Source organism: Chitinophaga sp. CF118, assembly GCF_900112615.1.
Taxonomy (GTDB): domain Bacteria; phylum Bacteroidota; class Bacteroidia; order Chitinophagales; family Chitinophagaceae; genus Chitinophaga.
Map to the genome: position 1 here is coordinate 183,474 of NZ_FOMK01000001.1, position 19,966 is coordinate 203,439.

16 protein-coding genes are annotated in these 19,966 nt (G+C 41.6%); 6 read left to right on the plus strand and 10 right to left on the minus strand.

The window, feature by feature from the left end; genetic code table 11:
- Positions 1 to 242 precede the first annotated feature (242 nt).
- The 4 genes from BM176_RS00570 to BM176_RS00585 all read right to left on the minus strand — a co-directional run bounded on the left by BM176_RS00570 (position 243) and on the right by BM176_RS00585 (position 6,164).
- Positions 243 to 2,870 (minus strand): glycoside hydrolase family 2 protein, encoded by a 2,628-nt coding sequence (locus tag BM176_RS00570; protein WP_090098506.1) that lies wholly within the window; start codon positions 2,868 to 2,870, stop codon positions 243 to 245.
- A 186-nt stretch (positions 2,871 to 3,056) separates the two neighbouring features.
- A complete protein-coding gene (locus tag BM176_RS00575; protein WP_090098508.1) occupies positions 3,057 to 3,467 on the minus strand; it encodes a hypothetical protein in 411 nt (136 codons plus the stop codon).
- 91 nt (positions 3,468 to 3,558) lie between these two features.
- A complete protein-coding gene (locus BM176_RS00580) occupies positions 3,559 to 4,887 on the minus strand; it encodes a HEAT repeat domain-containing protein (RefSeq protein ID WP_177230258.1) in 1,329 nt (442 codons plus the stop codon).
- A 5-nt stretch (positions 4,888 to 4,892) separates the two neighbouring features.
- Entirely contained in the window at positions 4,893 to 6,164 is a 1,272-nt protein-coding gene (locus tag BM176_RS00585; RefSeq protein WP_090098512.1) for a Gfo/Idh/MocA family oxidoreductase, read from the minus strand.
- Positions 6,165 to 6,364: 200 nt separating this feature from the next.
- On the opposite strand from BM176_RS00585, the gene BM176_RS00590 reads away from it, so the two are divergent.
- From BM176_RS00590 to BM176_RS00600, 3 genes are all read left to right on the plus strand, one after another.
- The gene (locus tag BM176_RS00590; protein ID WP_090098514.1) at positions 6,365 to 7,324 is read left to right on the plus strand and encodes a helix-turn-helix domain-containing protein; all 960 of its coding nucleotides are present in this window, start codon (positions 6,365 to 6,367) and stop codon (positions 7,322 to 7,324) included.
- Between the two features lie 305 nt (positions 7,325 to 7,629).
- A complete protein-coding gene (locus BM176_RS00595; protein ID WP_090098516.1) occupies positions 7,630 to 8,175 on the plus strand; it encodes a sigma-70 family RNA polymerase sigma factor in 546 nt (181 codons plus the stop codon).
- Positions 8,176 to 8,199: 24 nt separating this feature from the next.
- Positions 8,200 to 9,351 carry a FecR family protein gene (locus BM176_RS00600; RefSeq protein ID WP_143097664.1) on the plus strand — a complete coding sequence of 384 codons (1,152 nt, stop codon included), beginning with the start codon at positions 8,200 to 8,202 and terminating at the stop codon, positions 9,349 to 9,351.
- Between the two features lie 113 nt (positions 9,352 to 9,464).
- On the opposite strand, the gene BM176_RS00605 is transcribed toward BM176_RS00600, so the two are convergent.
- From BM176_RS00605 to BM176_RS00630, 6 genes are read right to left on the minus strand one after another with little or no spacing between them, the layout of a single operon-like run.
- Entirely contained in the window at positions 9,465 to 9,671 is a 207-nt protein-coding gene (locus BM176_RS00605; RefSeq protein ID WP_090098520.1) for a hypothetical protein, read from the minus strand.
- A 30-nt stretch (positions 9,672 to 9,701) separates the two neighbouring features.
- Positions 9,702 to 10,484: a GDSL-type esterase/lipase family protein gene (locus BM176_RS00610; RefSeq protein WP_090098522.1), complete on the minus strand. Its 783-nt coding sequence runs from the start codon at positions 10,482 to 10,484 to the stop codon at positions 9,702 to 9,704.
- Positions 10,485 to 10,498: 14 nt separating this feature from the next.
- Positions 10,499 to 11,590 (minus strand): sensor histidine kinase, encoded by a 1,092-nt coding sequence (locus tag BM176_RS00615; RefSeq protein WP_255373392.1) that lies wholly within the window; start codon positions 11,588 to 11,590, stop codon positions 10,499 to 10,501.
- A 41-nt stretch (positions 11,591 to 11,631) separates the two neighbouring features.
- Positions 11,632 to 12,192 (minus strand): chemotaxis protein CheB, encoded by a 561-nt coding sequence (locus BM176_RS00620; RefSeq protein ID WP_090098536.1) that lies wholly within the window; start codon positions 12,190 to 12,192, stop codon positions 11,632 to 11,634.
- Positions 12,193 to 12,198: 6 nt separating this feature from the next.
- On the minus strand, positions 12,199 to 13,017 hold the full coding sequence (locus BM176_RS00625) for a CheR family methyltransferase (protein ID WP_090098537.1): 819 nt from the start codon (positions 13,015 to 13,017) through the stop codon (positions 12,199 to 12,201).
- Positions 13,018 to 13,026: 9 nt separating this feature from the next.
- Entirely contained in the window at positions 13,027 to 16,425 is a 3,399-nt protein-coding gene (locus BM176_RS00630) for a hybrid sensor histidine kinase/response regulator (RefSeq protein WP_090098540.1), read from the minus strand.
- Between the two features lie 522 nt (positions 16,426 to 16,947).
- Here BM176_RS00630 and BM176_RS00635 point away from each other — a divergent pair.
- From BM176_RS00635 to BM176_RS00645, 3 genes are read left to right on the plus strand one after another with little or no spacing between them, the layout of a single operon-like run.
- Positions 16,948 to 17,328 carry a response regulator gene (locus BM176_RS00635; protein WP_090098542.1) on the plus strand — a complete coding sequence of 127 codons (381 nt, stop codon included), beginning with the start codon at positions 16,948 to 16,950 and terminating at the stop codon, positions 17,326 to 17,328.
- Between the two features lie 43 nt (positions 17,329 to 17,371).
- Positions 17,372 to 18,499, plus strand: coding sequence for a HEAT repeat domain-containing protein (locus BM176_RS00640; protein ID WP_090098544.1), 1,128 nt, complete (start codon positions 17,372 to 17,374; stop codon positions 18,497 to 18,499).
- 6 nt (positions 18,500 to 18,505) lie between these two features.
- Positions 18,506 to 19,957, plus strand: coding sequence for a glycosyltransferase family 2 protein (locus BM176_RS00645; RefSeq protein ID WP_090098546.1), 1,452 nt, complete (start codon positions 18,506 to 18,508; stop codon positions 19,955 to 19,957).
- Positions 19,958 to 19,966: the final 9 nt, after the last annotated feature.

Here is a 19,966-nt window from a genome sequence, read left to right on the forward strand (position 1 = left end):
AGCAAATAGTTTATTTATTATGATTTTTTACAATAAAATATATTACTCATAACAGTACAACCTTCGTTTGATAAATCCCTGTAATCAGCTATTTTACAATTTATTACAGTACTGAGGTAATAAATAATTAATCTAAAAATTCCTCCTCCAACTACTCAATTTTCGAATAAATACTACAAAAATGGCCATGAGAAAAGCTCTAATTTTTCTCATGGCCGCAAACCTGACAAATCAGGATTGTATTATTTTATACTGATATATTGCTCAGATACGTTCCATCCGTAAACCGAAATCGCTGCATTTCCACTTTTGCCAACCACATCTCCACTGATGGTAACAATCTTCTCTTCCCCGGGTAATACTGATACATAGTTGTCATTATAGAACACTGGCAGGATACGTTTCCTGGTTTGCGCATCTACAAGGGACACACGGTTAAAGAATGCTACCGGTCCATTGGCGGGATTAATGATCTTAACAGCAATACTATCCGGACCTGCTTTATGTGCAGTAATCTGCACTTTCGCTGCTGACATTTTCTGCAAACCTGAATGATTGCCTTTTGCATCCGGGAACCAATAAAGGTTATCATCTAACACCTGCTGTTTTTTATCTCTCAGGCGTACTGATAAGAATACCCCTTCCTTGCTGCCCAGGTTATCGAGTGCCGTTTTCACAGAAAGGTATTTCTGTACCGTTTTCGGACTGATTTCTGTAAACACCTGTGTGATCAGGCTGTCCTTACCTTCCATATTATATACCTTCAGTTCCAGCATTACATCCGTATAATATTTAAAGGTATTATTCACGGTTAGAATGGTACCATCAATAGGATTACACATAACATGTAATGGTGCACTTCCATTATGCAGACCATATAAGCAGGCATTGGGATCCAGGTAATAATCGTACATCTGTCCACGTAAAGCTGTCCACGGGTTCTGTGTTTTCCAGATTATCACACCAGTGTACCAGTCCCACATATGTGAGCTAAAGCCTTCCATCAGGCCACGGTACTGATCATAGTTCACCAGCTGCGCCTTATTGGCAAAGTCCTTTACATCTTTCGGTTTACCATATGGTTCCAGGTGATTGAAATAAGGGATGTATTTATGATAGTCCCATACAGAATCAACACCATTTGGCGTATTTACCGGTGCAACCATATTCTGCGCAGGAATAAAACGTTCCAGTGATTCATAATCTCCCACACCTACGGAACCCACTTCAGAATTGAATGGGAAAGTGCGTTCATTCCAGAAAACAGATAGTGGCTGTATATTATAAGGACCATCGCCATTACCACCCAGAGAGTTGTAAGACATACTGTCCGTATTTGAATAATGGAAGAAGAAACGGGTACCATCCAGTTTTGGCAAAATGGAATCCTTCATAACAGACAGGATATCTGCCGGTGGCGTGATTTCGTTACCACCACACCAGAAAGCCAGTGAAGCATAATTACGTAACATTTTCACCTGATCTTCCACGGAAGTGATAAACAGGCGATGATCATCAGGGTACTGGCGTCTTGTCCACTGGTCTTCCTTCTTCATAGGATCTACCCAACGACCGTTACAATCGCCGGACATCCAGAAATCCTGGAATACCAGTAAACCATATTTATCACATGCCTCATAGAATTCCGGTCTTTCTGTTAAGCTACCTCCCCATATACGAATCAGGTTCAGATTCATATCGCGGTGAAAGCGGATCTCTGCATCATAACGTTCTTTGCTGAAACGGAACATTGCATCGGAAGTAATCCAGTTCCCACCTTTGATAAAGATCTTTTGTCCGTTTACAGCTACTTCGCGGCTATTAGTATGTGCGTTCCAGTAAGTCTGAATTTCACGAACACCAAAATCAACATCTTCTGTATCTTCTACTTTTGTATTATTCAGGAACTGCAGCTGGATATGATACAGGTTCTGCGGACCATACCCCGCAGGCCACCATAATGCCGGCTGTTTCAGTTCCAGATCTGGCAGTTGTACCTCTGTAACAGCATGCGGAGCCAGAGTTACCTTGCGGATAATGGTATTACCTGCCAGTTTATAACTTACGGCACCGGCTATACTTTTTGCAGTAGCATTCTCCAGTTCGGCAGATACCAATACAGTAGCAGGAGCCTGCACAGCATCGGGCAGTCTTACACCTGGTACTTTGGTAATGATATGTGGATTTTTGATGCGTACAGCACCGGTTTTTTCAATGGTCACTTTATCCCATATACCGGTATTACGGTCACGCATAGGTTGGATCCAATCCCATCCTGCAGTATACTGTGGGCCTACATTTTTGGCGATGGTACCATCGCCACCCTGTCCGCCATTAGGATTACCCGGAATAGCAGGTGGATAAACAATCACTGCCAGTCGGTTATGGCCATCTTTTGCCAGCCAGGGCGTAATATTATAAGAAAAGCGCAGGTACGTACCGAAGTGTGTTGTTGCATTCAGTCGATGTCCGTTCAGATAAACATCACATCCATCATTTACACCTCTGAAATGCAGCCATACCTGGCCATCTGCCGCCGGTTGTGCTTCTGTAAAGTCTTTTACGAACCAGTAAGTATAATGCTCACGTCCTGTATTATAAATATCAGGTATGCGCAAATTGTTCATACCATAAAACGGATCCGGCACCAGGTGGTTATTCAATAATGTTGTCAGCACTGTACCGGGTACTGTAGCCGGTAACCAGCCCATCAGCTTATAAGAAGGAGCAGAAAGTGCTTCCCCTTTTACTGTCACACTGGAAATATTGCGGCACTCCCATCCACTGTTAAGCTCATACTGGCTTTGTGCTGCTAACTTTAAAAAAGGTAATAACAAAAAAAAAGAAACATTCAGTATTCTCCGAACCATATGTACATTTAATTTAAAGGCGACCTGTTGCCTTGTTCACTGATGAGACAAAAATATATGTTGAAATGTCAAAATCAAAATACGAAGGGTGAATAATGGATGGGTGGCTAAATTAAATAAAAAAAGGTGAAAAGTGAATCCTTTTGGAGGCGCCACTTTTCACCTTGCTATTACTGCTGTAAAAATCTATACAGGATCTGAGTCTACAAGCACAATCTTAACGGTAATTGCTGCTGTAGGATGATTTGCAGGGAGAGAGCCGTCTGCATTCTGGCTATCAATAGAAATTGATCCGATAGAGTGTGTTACTTCAAACGTACTACCAAATAACACATCTGGAATAGCTTCATAAACAATACCATCAAAAGAAATGTACACCAGTACCCCATTGGTATTATATACCCGCCCATCAATTTCAGGCATACTGATCGTTACATAATAAGTATTCTTGTCGGTATCCAGCTTCCAGTCACTGGGATTTACAGTAGTAGTGATAGTACGGTTGGGAACTACTACCTGTTGAATAATTTCCTCTTTTCTACAACTTGAAAAAAGGACACCCAGTACCAACAAGGGCAAGAACAGGAATGATTTCATAATAAGATCTAATTGACGGTGATGGAATATAGATATGTGCTTACAGCAACATGTATTAAAGAATCTATAAATAACAAAATAAGTGCCATGATTATTGAGCAGGTCTCCTGATGGCAAGAACCTCTCTCAGTGCAGCTTGTGCAAAGGGAGGCTGAAAGGCCATGGAGGCTGATACACTAGCCAATACATCCTGCCCCCGGATAGCCAGTAATACGTCCCTTATGGCAATAACTGAAAGCGTATCGGCCGTTTTCATAGAGTTCAGCAAAGCAGGTACCATTCCGCTGCTACCAAAAACACCCACGGCCTGTATTGCAGCCAGCTTCACTTCCGGATTTTTATCAGACAGGGCTTTCATGATAAATTTGCTGGCCACGGTCTGTTTACTGTTTCCCAGCATCGTGATCACACCAGCTTTTACAGGAGCTTCCGAACGTTCAGCTTTGATCATCCATAACTCCGCTTTGCCGGACGTCATCATTCTTTCAGCAAGTTTAAAAGCGGCAGCACGATAAGCAGGCTGTGTATCATCTACAGCACGCATCAGGATCATTGTGGCATCATTGCTACGGGTTTCGGTGAGCACTTTTAATGCGGCAGCACGGAAAGCTGTTTCATGGCTGTTCTTCAGCAGTTTTTCTGCTGCCTTCACAGCCGGGCCAATGGGCCAGTTTTCTGCCAGCCGCCAGGTATATAACAGGTAAGCAGCAGTAGCATAAGTGGAATCGGATTTGTATTGGCTTTTTGCAGCAGCAGCTGCCAAAAGAGGTTCACTATTCCCATTCCCCACGTTTGCCAATGCCAGCAATGCTGTTTTTCTGGTCAGTGGATCTTCTGATGCTGTATAGGTTGTGAGATCGTCGAGTGCACCCAGATAGCGAAGCTGTCCCAGTGCTGCTATCAGCGTTATCCTGCTGTTACCGGTAGCTTTTTTCAGTGCGGCCAGTATAGCCACTTTTGCATCGGGACTTTTGATCTGAAGAAGTGCCCTTGTTGCAGGATCGCACAGGCGTTTGTTTGTAAGATATTGTTTCAATACCGGCACAGCCTTATTATCCCCGCAAATTTCCAGCAATGAAATAATGAATGCTTTGTTTTCCACGTCGGGCATTCGCACAAGTGCTTTGCAAAAGGCCCTGGAGGCAATTTTACGTGTATCTTCCTTTGCTGCCTGGGTTACATAATAAGCATAACCGCCTAATGCATATTGCAATGCTGTATTATCTCCTGTTTTTGCCGGTTTTAGCATCAGCGTCCGGGCTATCAGCCCGGCTTCTCCAGCAGCAGTTAACTTTTTCATCTCTGCTGCAAGCCTGCTGCTGTCTGTCGCAGGAAACTTTCCCGGCATTTTAGCGGGCAGTGTTTGTGCCTGTGCAAACCAACCGCTGCAAATCAGCAATATCAGAAGTATCTTTTTCATACTGTTTAATATAAGTTCCATGGAGCCCGCATGGGAGGGTCTATCAATTGATTGGCCCCATCATCATATATGAATGTCTGTTTTACAGGATCGAATTCCAGCGACCGACCCAGCTGTAATGCAATCTTTGCCATGTTGACCAGTGTGCAGGAGCGGTGACCATTTTCTTCGTTGAGGGCAAACTGTTTGCGGAGACGTACAGCCTCATTAAAGTCAGTAATCTGCACCGGAGGCTCAGGATAAGCTGTTAGTTTCTTTGCCAGATCCGGAATATCTGACCTGAAACCGGGATATAATTTACCTAGCGGACCTTCAATATAAGCAGCCCCTTCATCTTTTCCTTCTCCATCCAGTACTATCTGGCAACCGTCATCATAAGTATAAGTAATACGCCTCCAGGTGCCCACGGCATCCGGATGTTGCTGAGGAGCGTCTATTTCTACAGATACGGGACTGGTGTGATCTTTACCAAGAAGATATTGTACGGGATCCAGATAATGCTGTCCCATGTCTCCCAATCCCCCGCCATCATAATCCCAGTAGCCCCGGAAGGTTTGGTGTACACGATGTGGATGATAGGGTTTATAAGGCGCAGGTCCCAGCCAGCGGTCATAGTTCAGGTCTTCCGGTATCGGCATAACAGGCAGATTGGTTTTTCCGACCCAGTTAAATTTCCAGTCGAATCCCGTATGTTGGCTTACAGTTACTTTCAGCGGCCACCCTAACAAACCACTGTTCACCAGTTTTTTAACTGGTTTTACCGGTGTATTCAATCCGTAAAAATTATCTTCAAACCGGAACCAGGTATTTAGCCGGAAGATACGGCCATACTGCTGTACAGCCTCTATTACCCGTTTCCCTTCCCCGATAGTGCGTGTCATAGGTTTTTCACACCATATATCTTTTCCTGCCGCAGCAGCGTCTACAGAAATGATTCCATGCCAGTGAGGAGGAGTGGCGATATGAACAATATCCACTTCCGGGAGTTGGATCACTTCCCTGTAATCATCAAAGGTTTTAACTCCTTTTTCCAACAGTTCTTTTGCCTGCAGCAGATGTCCACGATCCACATCACAAATAGCCACTACCCGGGTTCCGCCATATGCAAAGTGATTTCGGCCCATCTCCCCTGTCCCTATAACGGCTTTAGTCAACTGATCACTGGGAGCAAGATAACCCCGGCCCAGAACATGCCGCGGTACGATGGTAAAGGCTGCTACTGCACCCACCGTATTTCTGATAAATGCCCGTCTGGAATGATTCTTTTTCTGTTCCATGGTTGAGTCCAAAAGTGCGGACCGGCAGGCAAGATATGAAAATCATTTTGCAAGTGTATATATAAGACGTTAACTGCAAGATATTTGCAGTAATAAATGGTATATTCGTTGCAGGACCAAACAAAAGTTTGTTTTGTGTCTTCTCAAATACCACGTAGTTAACCATTACATCAACCACAAGTCACTGTTAAAACATAATTATGCCCGCTGTACTATTACCACAGAAGGTAAAGATATTTCCGGCGATACCAGCGCAATATCAACGCTACGTATACCCTTTTTCAAAACCTCTTTTCAAAACCACACCTACATTTTCGCGTATAGAACAGGTTACTACCATACCAGGCTGCCGCGTGTCCAGCATAATTAATATTGCAGAGGAGGAAACAGTGATACGTCAAAACCGTAAAAGAGCTGTTATAATGTTACAGGTAACCCTTAGTGGGGAGATCATCTGCAGTCTGCCATCTTCAGAAAAAATCACACTATCAAAAGGAGAATATCACCTGTTAAAGTTAAACGCCGGGCAGCAGCAGTTGTACTTACAACCAGGCATTAATGAATTTATGCGGTTTGAGATCTCTCCTGCCCTGTTACAGGAACTGTTGCCGGATACTTTCCTTGTCCGGGAGATACTCACTAAAAAAGGAGATTATTGTACCACCAGCGTACCTGAATCGGGCAATGTAAAAAACAAAGTACATACACTGATCAACCAGTTGAGAAGTACGTATATCACAGATGGTATCCAACAACTGAAACAGCATACACGAATTAAAGAATTAATCTCCTCGGCTATCACTACTTTACCCTTATCTCATAAAAACATCGTTATGAATAATCCCCACCATGAACGAATCACCAGGATACAAACGTATATCAATGAAAACCTGCATAAATCAATTTCACTTTCTGTACTTGCAGGTATTTATTATATCAGCGAATCAAAATTAAAACAGGATTTTAAAAAGTATCTTAATTCTTCCGTACAGGTATATCTGCAGGAACAGCGAATGGGAAAGGCATTAAATATGTTACAACATTCAGATCAGGAGATTTCTGATATAGCCTTTGAAGTAGGATATGCCAATGTATCTAGTTTTACCAGGGAATTCAGGAAGCATTATGCCTGTACTCCCAAGGATATCAGGATAAGATGATGAACCGTACTACTGCATTTTTATCGTACAAATACTCAGTACTCCTTACTGCCTGATAAATATTTTTTTACTTTTTTATTTAGAAAAAATGACGATAAGATAAACATTTTTAATACATTAGCAGCATATAGCGTTATGGAGCTCTCAACTCATTTACATTTCATTAACAACTTATTATTTAAGTTAATTTGTTAAAACTATAATGTCTTTAGTAGTTTTGCCCCGTCTTAGCAAAATTGTATTAGAATTGGCTTTCAGAGTAGAATACAAGCATTTAATCCGTAAATCGTAAAGAGGGTATAAGAATGCGTCATGCGAATACGAACAATCTGCGGCAGGAGTGCCAGCCTGCAGATGATGAAGTTACGTACGAAAACATATTTAAGCTGTATGCAAAAGCTCTCTGGGCCGAAGCATATCGCCTTTTACAAGATCAGCAGGAAGCAAAAGACCTTGTTCAGGAATTACTGATTGAGATCTGGGAAAAAAGATCATTGAAGAATATAGAAACAACGGTAATGTCCTACCTGTTCCAATCTATTCGTTATAAATGTTACCGTTATATCAGAAATAAAAATGCTGAAGAACATAAGGCGGCAGCCTGGTCGTTCTTCCAGGAAGATTACACGAAGATAGAAAGCAATATAGAAAGACAAGAGTTACAACAAAGTATAGCAGCAGCCATCAGTACATTGTCAATGCAATCGTCCAAAATCTTTACACAGGTTTTCATCGAAGGTAAAAAAAGGAAAGAAGTAGCAGCAGATATGGGAATTTCAATAAACACTGTTAACGTTCACATTTACAATGCCTGCAAGAAATTAAAAGAGAAATTAGAAAAAACTCTATAATCCAGTAAATGATTTTGACATAAATTGTCACTCCTGTTTGAAATGGATATTCAACGGGAAACCATATATCAGTTGTTGCTATTAAAACTTACCGGATCCCTGGAAGAAAAGGAAGAAGGATATATCAACTCGCTGATAGAAAGTGATCCTGAAGTGTGGACTTTGTGGAATGAGATCCAGGCAGATTTTGCAGCTCCTTTTCAGCAGGAGGCACTGCAAAACTTTGATACGGAATCATTACTGGCAACTGTAAGTGAAGAAATGATCCGCCGCAAACAACGGCGTGTGCGACAAAAGAAGACCTTGTTCCTTAGTGTTGTAATGCTGGTGGGCGTGGGTATATTCATTTACGTGATTATGCATACTGCCTCTCCTGTTGAAAATAATAGAATAGCAGATGCTTCCAAAAAAGTACTGCTGCAAATGGCAGATGGAGAACAGGTAAACCTTTCAGATAGTATTCATGAACAGACAACAGATCATGGTACGATTGCTTTAAGCAATACAAATGGGTTACTCTCCTACAAAGCAAACGAGGAAAACAGTGCAAAAGGCACAATCATAGTACCGGCAGGAAAAGATTATCGTATCCGGCTCGCAGATGGTACAGTAGTGTGGATGAACAGTGGCAGTCAACTGCAATTTCCTTTTCGCTTTTCCGGAAGCAGCAGGGAAATCACTATCACCGGAGAGGCTTTTATAAAAGTAGCTGCGAATCCGACGTTACCTTTTATCGTGCATACGCAACATACAGTTGTACAGGTACTGGGAACATCCTTTAATGTGAACAGTTATGATTCGGGGAAAGTGACAGTATCATTGACGGAAGGAGCCGTTAAAATGAAAACAGATAAAAGTGAAGTGTTGCTCAAACCCGGTTATCAGGCTACGGTTACAGCAAACAAAGAGATCGATACATGTGTATTTGATGAAGAAAATGACCTGGCCTGGCTAAAAGATCAGTACATCTTCAGACATAAAACTCTGAAAGAGATCATCCCGGTGCTGGAAAGGTGGTTTGATGTGCAGATAACATTTGATAATCCTGCTATTGCCGGTAAAGTAGTTACCGGGCATATCATGAGATCGGATGAAATCAATACGGTACTAAGAATGCTGTCAATAATCAGCAACATTGATTATTACTATAAAGAAAACATTATACATATTAAATAGCGATCCCTCAGGGGTGAAACTATCATCTTCGTTTACGAACAATGCAAAATGAAATACCGGCGCTTTATTCCTTTAGTGCCGGTTTCTTTTTTTTACATAGATCGTGTATCTGCTTAATAAGCAGGCGGACGTTTTCTCCTGGTTTCATCATCACTTTCCAGCCTTTCGTCCAGATGTTCATCACTTTCTTCCCGGTCCATCTCTTTCGCCGGGCGTTCAGTTCCTTCAAATGCACCTCCGGAACCAGTATGTACTATGTTTTCTTCCCGTGAAGATTGATTCTCTGCCTTATTACCACCGGAGTATGAGGTCAATTGCATCGTTTACAAAATTTTTTATTGAGTTGCATTTCACCGGACTGCCTTATAGATGGCTTTTCCCCAGAACTCTCCCAATACAGCAGCTCCCTGCCTGTTTGGATGAAGGTAAAAAACACCCTGCCAGCCTTCCTCTCCCTGCAAATCTGTTAGATAATGTTTTTTAAAATACGAAAAAGCCTGCTTATCTCCAACAGAAACTTGTCCGGGGTAGGTTTTATGATAATCCTTTACCAGTGCATCTATTTCGGGAAAGTAGGTCTGTAGCCTGTCCAGCCCAGCCTGCAGATATATTGCTCCATTATAGGTATTAGGGCTATACCAGGTGGGGTAATGGAAAATAACCCTGCATCTGGGGTAATCAGTCAATAATTTATTGGCAATGGCTTCCAGATTCTTACGGTAATTTTCCGGAGATACCGGTGAGCCATTAGGACCCTGTATAGCACTGTCATTCGTACCCAGGATGATAGAAAAGATCAGTACAGCTGTTTCATCGGCCATATAACCTTTGGCGGCGGCAGCTACTTTATTAAAAGCAGTGCCTGTGGAGGGAAGAAAATCTACTGTAGTAAAACCACTTACACCCTGGTTGGAAAAAGAAACCCTTCCTATACCAGACTGTCTTTCCAGGTAAGCTGCTGCCTTTGCCGGTGGCGCCTGGGAAGAAGGATCAGATAGTAAAACACCATGAGTGATGCTGTTTCCAATAAAAACGATGTTCAGATTGGTGGCAATTCTTTGCGCCATTAAAGGATACTGGCTGATAGTCAGCAGGAGCAGGATTAATCCTGTTAGTTGCACATAGGTTTTCATATTCTTGACAATTATTATTTTCTCCACTGGAAGTAGAAACAACTCCCGTCACCTAACGTTGACTCCACCCACACTTTGCCACCCTGTGTTTCTACTAATAATTTCAGAATGTTCAGGCCAATACCTGTTCCTCTTTCATCACCTTCATCTAGTGTTTCAAATAACCGAAAAATCCGTTCATTGTCCTTCCCTTCAATACCGGGACCGTTATCCTTTACATAAAAATTATAGAATTCTCCATTTTCATTACATCCCACCTCTATATTGGTAGTTGCCTTGTCATTATATCTAATGGCATTGCTGATCAGGTTCTGGAACACCTGTTGCAATTTTTGCCTGCTGGTATGGATAACAGGCATATCATCCCCAATACTGATCTTCACATGAGCAGGAGGAAAAAGTAATTTAACCTGTTCCTCCAGCATTTTTCTGATATCCACATCTTCCTCTTTTTGATGCAACTGGTGTTCCCGGCTATAATCCAGGATTGCTGTGATCATATCTGCAAGCCGGGAGGTGGCGTCAATAGCCATATTTGTATATTCCAGCAGGAAATCGGAATCTTTGATCTCCTGTTCTTCCTTCATCAGTGACAGAAGTCCTGTAATTCCTGAAAGCGGCGATTTCAGGTCGTGTGCCACCACGTGCATAAAACGCTCCAATTGACCATTGATCTGTTCTTTGTCTTTTAATGCCTGTCTTAATTCATGCTGGTAAAAAAATAATCTCTCGAATACATCCACTTTTGCCCTGGTAAGATTAATGTCCAATGGTTTAGACAAATAATCCACTCCTCCCTTTTCAAATCCTTTCAATACATAAGACTCGTCCTTGTTTATGGCTGTTACGAAAATGATTGAGATATCCTTAGTTCTGGGATTAGTCTTTAACAGCCGTGCCACTTCAAAGCCATCCATACCGGGCATCTGTACATCCAGCATGATCAATCCTATGTCGTCATTCTTCAGCACCTCTTTTAATGCCTCATTTCCGGAAGTAGTCTGTATAAAATTTCTATTCTCTGCCAGGAGCATCTGCTCCAGGGAAAGAAGGTTTTCCATTCGGTCATCTACCAACAGGATGGTAAATTTTTTAGTCATACTCATCTTAATGGCTGGTTAATTAGTACTTACGAATTATGCACTCTTTACGTTTCAGAAATTATAAATTTTATTATTTCGTCAATCGTTAAAACTTTTACATTTTGACAGAGGTCAATAGCAGACTGTGGCATAACCTCAAAAGCAGCCATTTGGGGGTCCTGTGCAATGCCCGTACCACCGGCAGCTATGATCTGACATAAACCAGCCGCACCGTCTTTATTAGCCCCGCTAAGCAGAATACCCAATGCTCTGCTACCGTACACCTCAGCCGCACAACTGAAGGTCATATCTATGGAGGGGCGGCTGTAATTGACCAGTTCCGAATAATCCAGCATAAAGCTTTTGTCAGCTTCTATCATCAGGTGATAGTTTTGCGGGGCCAGGTAGAAGTGATAATCTATGATCGCTTCTTTATCCTCTGGCTCTCTGATTAACTTTTTAGCCGACAGCAAATGTCCCATTTCGCTTTCCACATTTCTGAGCCGGTGTAATATGATCACCACAGGTACCCGCATAAGATCGGGCAGGCCATCCAGAATGCTGCTTAATACTACCAGGCTTCCTGCAGACCCTCCTATTGTGATGATGTCATATTTGCCTTTCATAAATGATCACACTTTACGACGATATATTTTATGCGGTCCATTTACCGTTTCGAACTTTCCATGTACATCTGCAATCCTCATGGATTCTTTGATACCCAATGCAAGGTATCCCCGGGGCGATAAACTATCATAGAACAAGTTCAACACATGACTTTGTAAATCCCTGTTGAAATAAATAAACACATTCCGGCAACAGATCAGTTGAAATTCATTAAACACGGTATCTGTAACAAGGTTGTGCTGAAAGAAATTTATCTGCGTTCTCAGTTCTTTTTTAATAATCACATTATCATACCTGGCAGTATAATAATTGGAGAAATCTGCCAGGCCTCCGGATTGAATATAATTATACGTATAATCTTTCATATTATCTAACGGTAAAATACCCGCCGCCGCTCTTTCCAGATTCATGGGATTCAGATCACTTGCATATAATTTTGTTCTGTTCAACAGGCCGGTTTCCTGTAACAGGATAGCCATTGAGTACACTTCTTCACCGGTAGCACAGCCAGCATGCCATATTTTAATATTAGGATAAGCCGCCAGTTTGGGCAACACATCTTCCCTTAAAGTGCGATAAAAAGGGGGATCACGGAACATTTCTGTTACGTTCACTGTAATATATTGCACCAATTGGGTAAACAGATCACTGTTATTCACCAGCTGATGTTTAAGATCAAAAAGCGTTAAAATATTTGTCCGGCCCATAAAGCGAAGAACACGACGTTTCAGGGAAGCCTGAACATAACCAGTAAAATCATAACCATATTGCAGCTTTACAATATTAATAATGTCCAGGAAGTCTGCATCTGAAATATGTTCCATAAAAAATGGTTATACCATCCACACCCGCATTAAAGAAAGCAGCTTACTACTGTCTATTGGTTTCGCAATATAATCGGATGCCCCTGCAGCAATACACTTTTCACGATCCCCGGTCATAGCCTTTGCCGTTAAAGCAATTACAGGTAACTGTTTAAAACTTCTGTTCATCCGTATCTGACGGATCGCTTCATATCCATCCATTTCAGGCATCATAATATCCATCAGTACAATACTTACATCCGGATTCTCTGATAATCTTGCCAATGCATCCTTTCCATCAGCGGCAGTCACTACATCCATCCCATACTCTGCCAACAAAGCACTTAACGAGAATACATTCCGCATATCATCATCAGCCAATAGCACCTTCTTCCCTTCCAGGCTCTTTTCTGTTAACGGGTTATCATCTTTTTTGAGAGAAGTATTTGTTTCTTTGAGCTTATACAGGAATAATTCCAGTTCATCCATTAACCTGTCTGTAGAAAACGTGGAATTTCTTACAATTGCTGCTGCATCTCTCTTCAACAGTAATTCATCTGCTTCAGAAATATCATGATTGAGATATACAATGATCGGTTTCTCTTTGCTGCCCGTCATTAGCCGCAGTCTGCCCAGCTTTACTATACCATTACGAATGTCAATACTTAAGTCAAGAATAATGGCATCGTAATGTTTATCCTTCAATTCCTGTTCCGCATCTTCCATCGTCGTTACCCGGTGATATTGTGTCTGCATCTGTCTTTCATCACTAAGCGATTGCAGAGAAGGATGGTATTGCAATACTCCATCAGAAACAACAAGAACTTTTTTGAACGGGCCCTGCAACTGCTCATTGATACCAGTGAATACCGACTCAAGATCTGCCATCTGCAATGGCTTCTGAGTATATCCCTGAATTTTATCCCTCACTTGCAGAGAGATCCCTCCTGCGGATATCACATGCACCAGGATATGTTTCAGATCTTCATTATTCTTTAAGATTTTGAGGATACTCATACCGTCAATCAATGGCAGGTTCATATCCAGGAGGATAGCCTCCGGCATGTATTTACGGGTAAAGTATAAGCCGTCATTACCGTTCAGTGCTATAATTGTTTTATATCCTTTTTCCCTGGCAAAATCCCGCAGGATAACCGCAAAGTTGACATCATCTTCAATAATAAGAATCAGCTTATCCTGTTTACCGAACTGGTCACGGTCATCTTCTATCTTTTGCGTTGTTTCGGGGAGCTGCATTAACGGTAGCAGGGCTTCTGTTACAACCGGATCCTTAATGGTTCCCCGCAGGGGCTGCACCCCATTACTATGAATCACTACCGTAAAAGTACTTCCCAATCCTTCCTCGCTTTCCAGAAGGATCTCTCCTCCCAGTCTTTTCATCAATTCTTTACTGATGGAAAGTCCCAGACCGGTACCTCCGTATTTGCGGCTCGTAGAACCATCTGCCTGATGAAAGGCTTCAAAAATAAGTTGTTTCTTATCTGCTGCGATACCGCCACCATTATCTGCAACTGAAATGTGCAGGCCATCGGGTTTTACTTCCCAATGCATTTTTATTCTGCCATCTTTTGGTGTAAACTTGAATGCGTTGGATAAAAGGTTTTTTATCACCTGTTCCAGCCGCTGTTTGTCTGTATGGATGGTTTCAGGCACCCCGTCTGCTATTGAAGAGATAAACCGGATATTCTTTTCTTCCGCCACTACATGGAACAACTGATCCAGGTCTTTGACCATTGATTGCACCGATACATCTTCGATCTGCATTTCTACCTTACCCGCCTCTATTTTAGACAGGTCGAGAATATCGTTGATCAGTTTAAGCAGATCAGAACCGGATTTATGGATAATGCTGGCATATTCTATTTGTTTACTGGTCAGGTTGTTACCTTTGTTCTCTTCGAGCAAACGGGCCAGGATCAGTACACTGTTCAACGGTGTACGCAGTTCGTGCGACATATTGGCCAGGAACTCAGACTTGTAAGTACTGCTCTGCTCCAGCTCTTCCGCCTTAATAGATAACTGTTGACGGGTGATTTCCAGAGCCTTGTTCTGCACTTTCATTTCATCATTCACCTGTCGGAGTTCTCCTTCCTGCACCCGCAATTCTTCTTCAGAGGTCTGTAATACTTCAGACTGACGGGTGAGTTCTTCATTTGATTGCCGCAACTCTTCCTGCTGTGCCTCCAGAATCTCCTTCTGTTCCTGTACTCTTTGTAAAAGAGTCATCACCTTTTCCCTTGTTGCTGCAGCCTTCATAGCCACAGCAATCGCATTGGCTGTGGTATGCAATAAATCCAGCTTCCTTTGAGGCACCTCTTTAAAAACGGCCAGTTCTATTAATCCTATAAGCTTATCCTCCTGCCACAGCGGTAAGCAGATTACCGCACCAGGTAATGTTTCTCCACTACCCGCTTCAATTTGCCAGAAGTTAGCAGGGATATTATTTACCACTACCACATCTTTCTGTGTGCCTGCTTCACCTACGATACCCTCCTTCAAAGCATATTCCTGTTTTACAGTAAGGGGTAATGCTATACCGGCGCTCAAACGCAACGTCCCTGTAATTTCATCAAAACAATAAAATGCGCCTGCAGGCAACCCCAGGTATGTTACTATGGCCTGTAAGCAATTAGCGGACAGTGGTTTCTGCCCAATGTCTCCCTGCAAACTCTCGTTGATCCTGGTCACGCCCGTGAGTAACCAGTTATTCTCATTGGCACTCTTATTAAGCATAACCACTTCATCCAGGTTAATGCGCAATTCCTCCTGCGCTTTTACCCTGTTACCGATCTCGGAGAAAGACAGGATCATTAATGCAATTGCTACCAGTAAAGTAAAAATGGTATCTATTGCCAACGTAGTAGCAGCCCTTTTTACAGAACTTTCATCAGCCCGGTTTCTGGTAAATAACAGATCTTGTTCATGACCGATAATGCCCGTCAATTCACTATGTACAGCATCATAATATTCCTTTTCTTTTGATGTTATTTCCAGTCCGCGACTAAATACATAATTAGTATCATTCCGCACATTCAGGCTTTCCCAGAAATTCAACAACCGGATCATATCATTCTCCATCTTCGTTGCCTGTTTCATCTGTTGCGGATTATCGGCAACCATTTTTTTCAGGTCATTTACCAGGGGCAATATCTTAGGATGTAACTCGAAATAAGTATCAAGATATTTAAACACATGCGTATTTCTGTAGGCCGTTTCTGCAATTTCAATTTCATATACGTACCGGTTAATACGTTGCGTCATTGTAATCACCTCATAGGAATGCTCCACCAATTTAGCCTCTGTTTGTTGCTTGTTAAAAGTAATATAGGAAAAAATCCCCCCTGCAACTATCAGCACAAGTGCAAGCCCGAAACCAAAGTATAAGCGTTTTTTTAAAGGAATACCCATATTTGAACCGTTAATAATAACTAAACAAATATAATATTAAAAGAACTCGGCTATCGATTGTATATCAACAGTTAACGAAAATCATTTCAATTTTGTTGAAAAAAATACAAGATAGGACAATATATGTTTCTAACATCTTACACATATAAGTAAGATTTACTTTGATAAAAACAGTCTTAATTGGCAGCAACCAGACGTATATTTATACACATAATATTGTTTTATTTGGTAAGAGGGTGGTAACTTAGATGTAATAACATATATGTGAATATAGAGAGCGCATTGCATTTCGTAATAGATGAGTTAAAAACATTTTTAATATGAGGGATTGTCATATTTTTCTTTAAAAAGTCCAACTGGCTGATTTATAGTAAGTATATAAGTGAACAATTAATACTATAAACAACATTTCAGCCACACGCTAATTCCCTGGTATAATATTATCGCACATTTTAAAACCATATGCTTAAGGCTTAACTGGGTTGTAATCCCACAACAGCTATGACTATAAAAAACCAATGTATGAGTAAAATTCTGTTAGTTGAAGATGATGAAGTGATGCCAAAAATTCTGGAAAGGATCCTCCGCAAAGAAGAATATCAGATTGAACATGTTATCAACGGAAAAGAAGCCTTTCTGCGTCTTGAAGATACCAACTACAATTTCGACCTGATCATTACCGATATTATGATGCCTTATGCAAATGGTTTTGAAATATTGAGTAAAGTAAAAAACAGAAAAGAAGGCAAACCAATTCCTGTAATTATTGTTTCGAATGCTGGAAATGAAGATATGATTATCGAAGGATTCAAACTGGGAGCTGATGACTTTTTGAAAAAACCTGTTATTCCAGGCGAGCTCCTGGTCCGGGTTAAAAGGTTATTGATGCAATATAGCCTGTAAAAAATGCTTTTTCTTACTATTGACTAATTGACCGAATCCAGATATGGAGTTTAGCTTTTATGAATTCAGGTATGCACCTTTAAGTATACAAATAGCTTTCATATTTATTGTAGTCGCCGTAACATTTACTATCCTTGCTTACCTGTCTATTTTGCGTGGAAGATGCAAGGCTTACCGCCGTGAAAAAAAACTAAAGCTCCTGCATCCGGTTATCGACGACCTGCTGATGAATAATATCCTGCTGAATGAAGAGCTTGCCAGTGATATACCAGCAGAGCAGGTACAACTGAATATAGAAGGGTTTCAACTGCCGGTGTTTAAACACCGCTGGGCAAGAGAAGCATTGATAAACCGGCTTATCCATTACAGGAGTAATGTGCGTGGTTCCATGGGCGAACAGTTCCGTAATCTCTATATTCAACTGGAGCTGGATAAAGATTCTCTTAAGAAAATGAAATCCCATAATTGGGATAAAAAAGTACAGGCACTGGCAGAACTTACCAACATGAATATGTCTATAGCAGACGTAACCATTCTGCCACTCACCAACAGCAATAACCGGGAATTGCGCGCTGCCGCCAGGCATGCCTATATTAAACTAAGTAAAAATGAACCTTTCAAATTCTTCGATGTAGTAACAGAACCACTGCTGCTGTGGGACCAGGTAGAACTCTTCAGAATTATTTCTACAACAGAACATATTGCCATCCCCAACTTTGCACAGTGGATCACCTATTCTACCAATAAAACAATTGTGTCTTTCTGCCTGAAACTGGTAGTACATTATAATCAGCTCAGTGCAGTGCCCGCAGTTACCAACCTGCTGAATACAAAAGATCATTACCTGCGGGCAGATGCAATCAACTGTCTGGGTAAGCTGAAAATAGATGATGTGCAAGACAAACTTGTGCATATGTATAACAGTCAGCCGCTGAACTGCCGTTTGGAAATACTGAAAGCCATAGGCCGTATTAGCAGTGGTAAACATGTTGATTTTCTACGACTGGAATTTCTTCACGCTACCGATTTTGAAGTACGCAAACATGCTGCAAAATCGCTGATCAAAAACGCCTGGGCTGCCAAAGGCCTGATCCAGGAGCTGATAGATACTGCTACTTCAGAAAACAAACTGATCTTGAAACATTGCATGAATCCTTTAATAAAATTCTAGTTGGGAATGGAAAGCAGTAGTATATGGGAGATGCTGGCGAAAATTTATGAGAGCACCGTTTTTGTGTATGGTTCGGTGTTACTCTTTACGTATGCAATGCTGGCAGTATTCTCCATCATTGCTGTAAGGAAATATGCCAGGAAAGAAAAGTTCAACCAGGATACTACACTTCTGGGATCACCTCTTGCTCCTGGCATTACCGTTCTTGCTCCTGCTTTCAATGAAGGGATGACTATTATCTCCAATGTACGTTCCCTGTTAACACTTAACTATCCAAAGTATGAGATCATCATCGTCAATGACGGGAGTACAGATGACAGCCTGCAACAGATGATCAATGAATTTGAACTGATAAAAATTGACTTCGCTTATAATGCTAAAATACAAACCCAACCGGTAAGAGGGATCTATAAATCTACCAATCAGGCTTATGCTAAACTGATGGTGATAGACAAAGTAAATGGTAAAAGTAAAGCCGATGCCTCCAATGCTGCTATTAATGCAGCTGCATACAATTATTTTGTGTGTACGGATGTGGATTGTATTCTCGATAAAAACACGCTGCTTGAACTGATCAAACCGGTAATGCAGGAAGAAAAGAAACGGGTGATTGCTACCGGCGCTACACTACGTATTGCCAACTCCTGCGAATTCGATCATGGTGTAATGACGCGCATGCGTCCGCCACGGGAATTGCTTGCACGCTTCCAGGAGGTAGAATACATAAGGGCTTTCGTTCTGGGAAAAATGGGATGGAGCCTGATCAATTGTGTGCCCAACGTATCTGGCGGACTAGGATTATTCGATAAAGAAGTGGCCATTCGTAGTGGTGGATATGATCATAGTTCTTTTGGAGAGGATATGGAACTGATGACAAGGATGTGCCGTTATTCATATGATAACAAGATCGATTATGCCATCCGTTATATTCCTAAAACGCTCTGCTGGACAGAAGCTCCGGTGTCCATAAAAGTATTTAACCGTCAGCGCAGCCGCTGGTCAAGAGGACTTGCACAACTCATGACGGCCCACTTCAGCATGTTTCTGAACCCACGGTACGGTAAAATGGGAATGATCATTTTTCCTTATAATTTCTTCTTTGAATTACTGGCTCCTATTATAGAATTCACTGGTATTATCTATTATATTGTCATGAGCTGCCTGGGGCTCATCAACTGGCCTATGGCCATCATTCTGCTGCTTGTTGTATATACCTATTCTGTAATGATCACCACTATTGCCATATTGTGGGATCAGCTAACGTTCAGGTATTATAAAACATGGCTGGAAGTTGCTAGCCTCTGCATGACTCCCTTTATGGAATTTTTCTTCTATCATCCTTTAATAGTAATATTCGCATTACGGGGATATTTCTACTTCCTCACAGGTAAAAAAAGTGTTTGGGGAAATATGCAACGAAGAGGATTCCAGAGTACATCTGCGGCAACGACAAAATAGAATTATAAT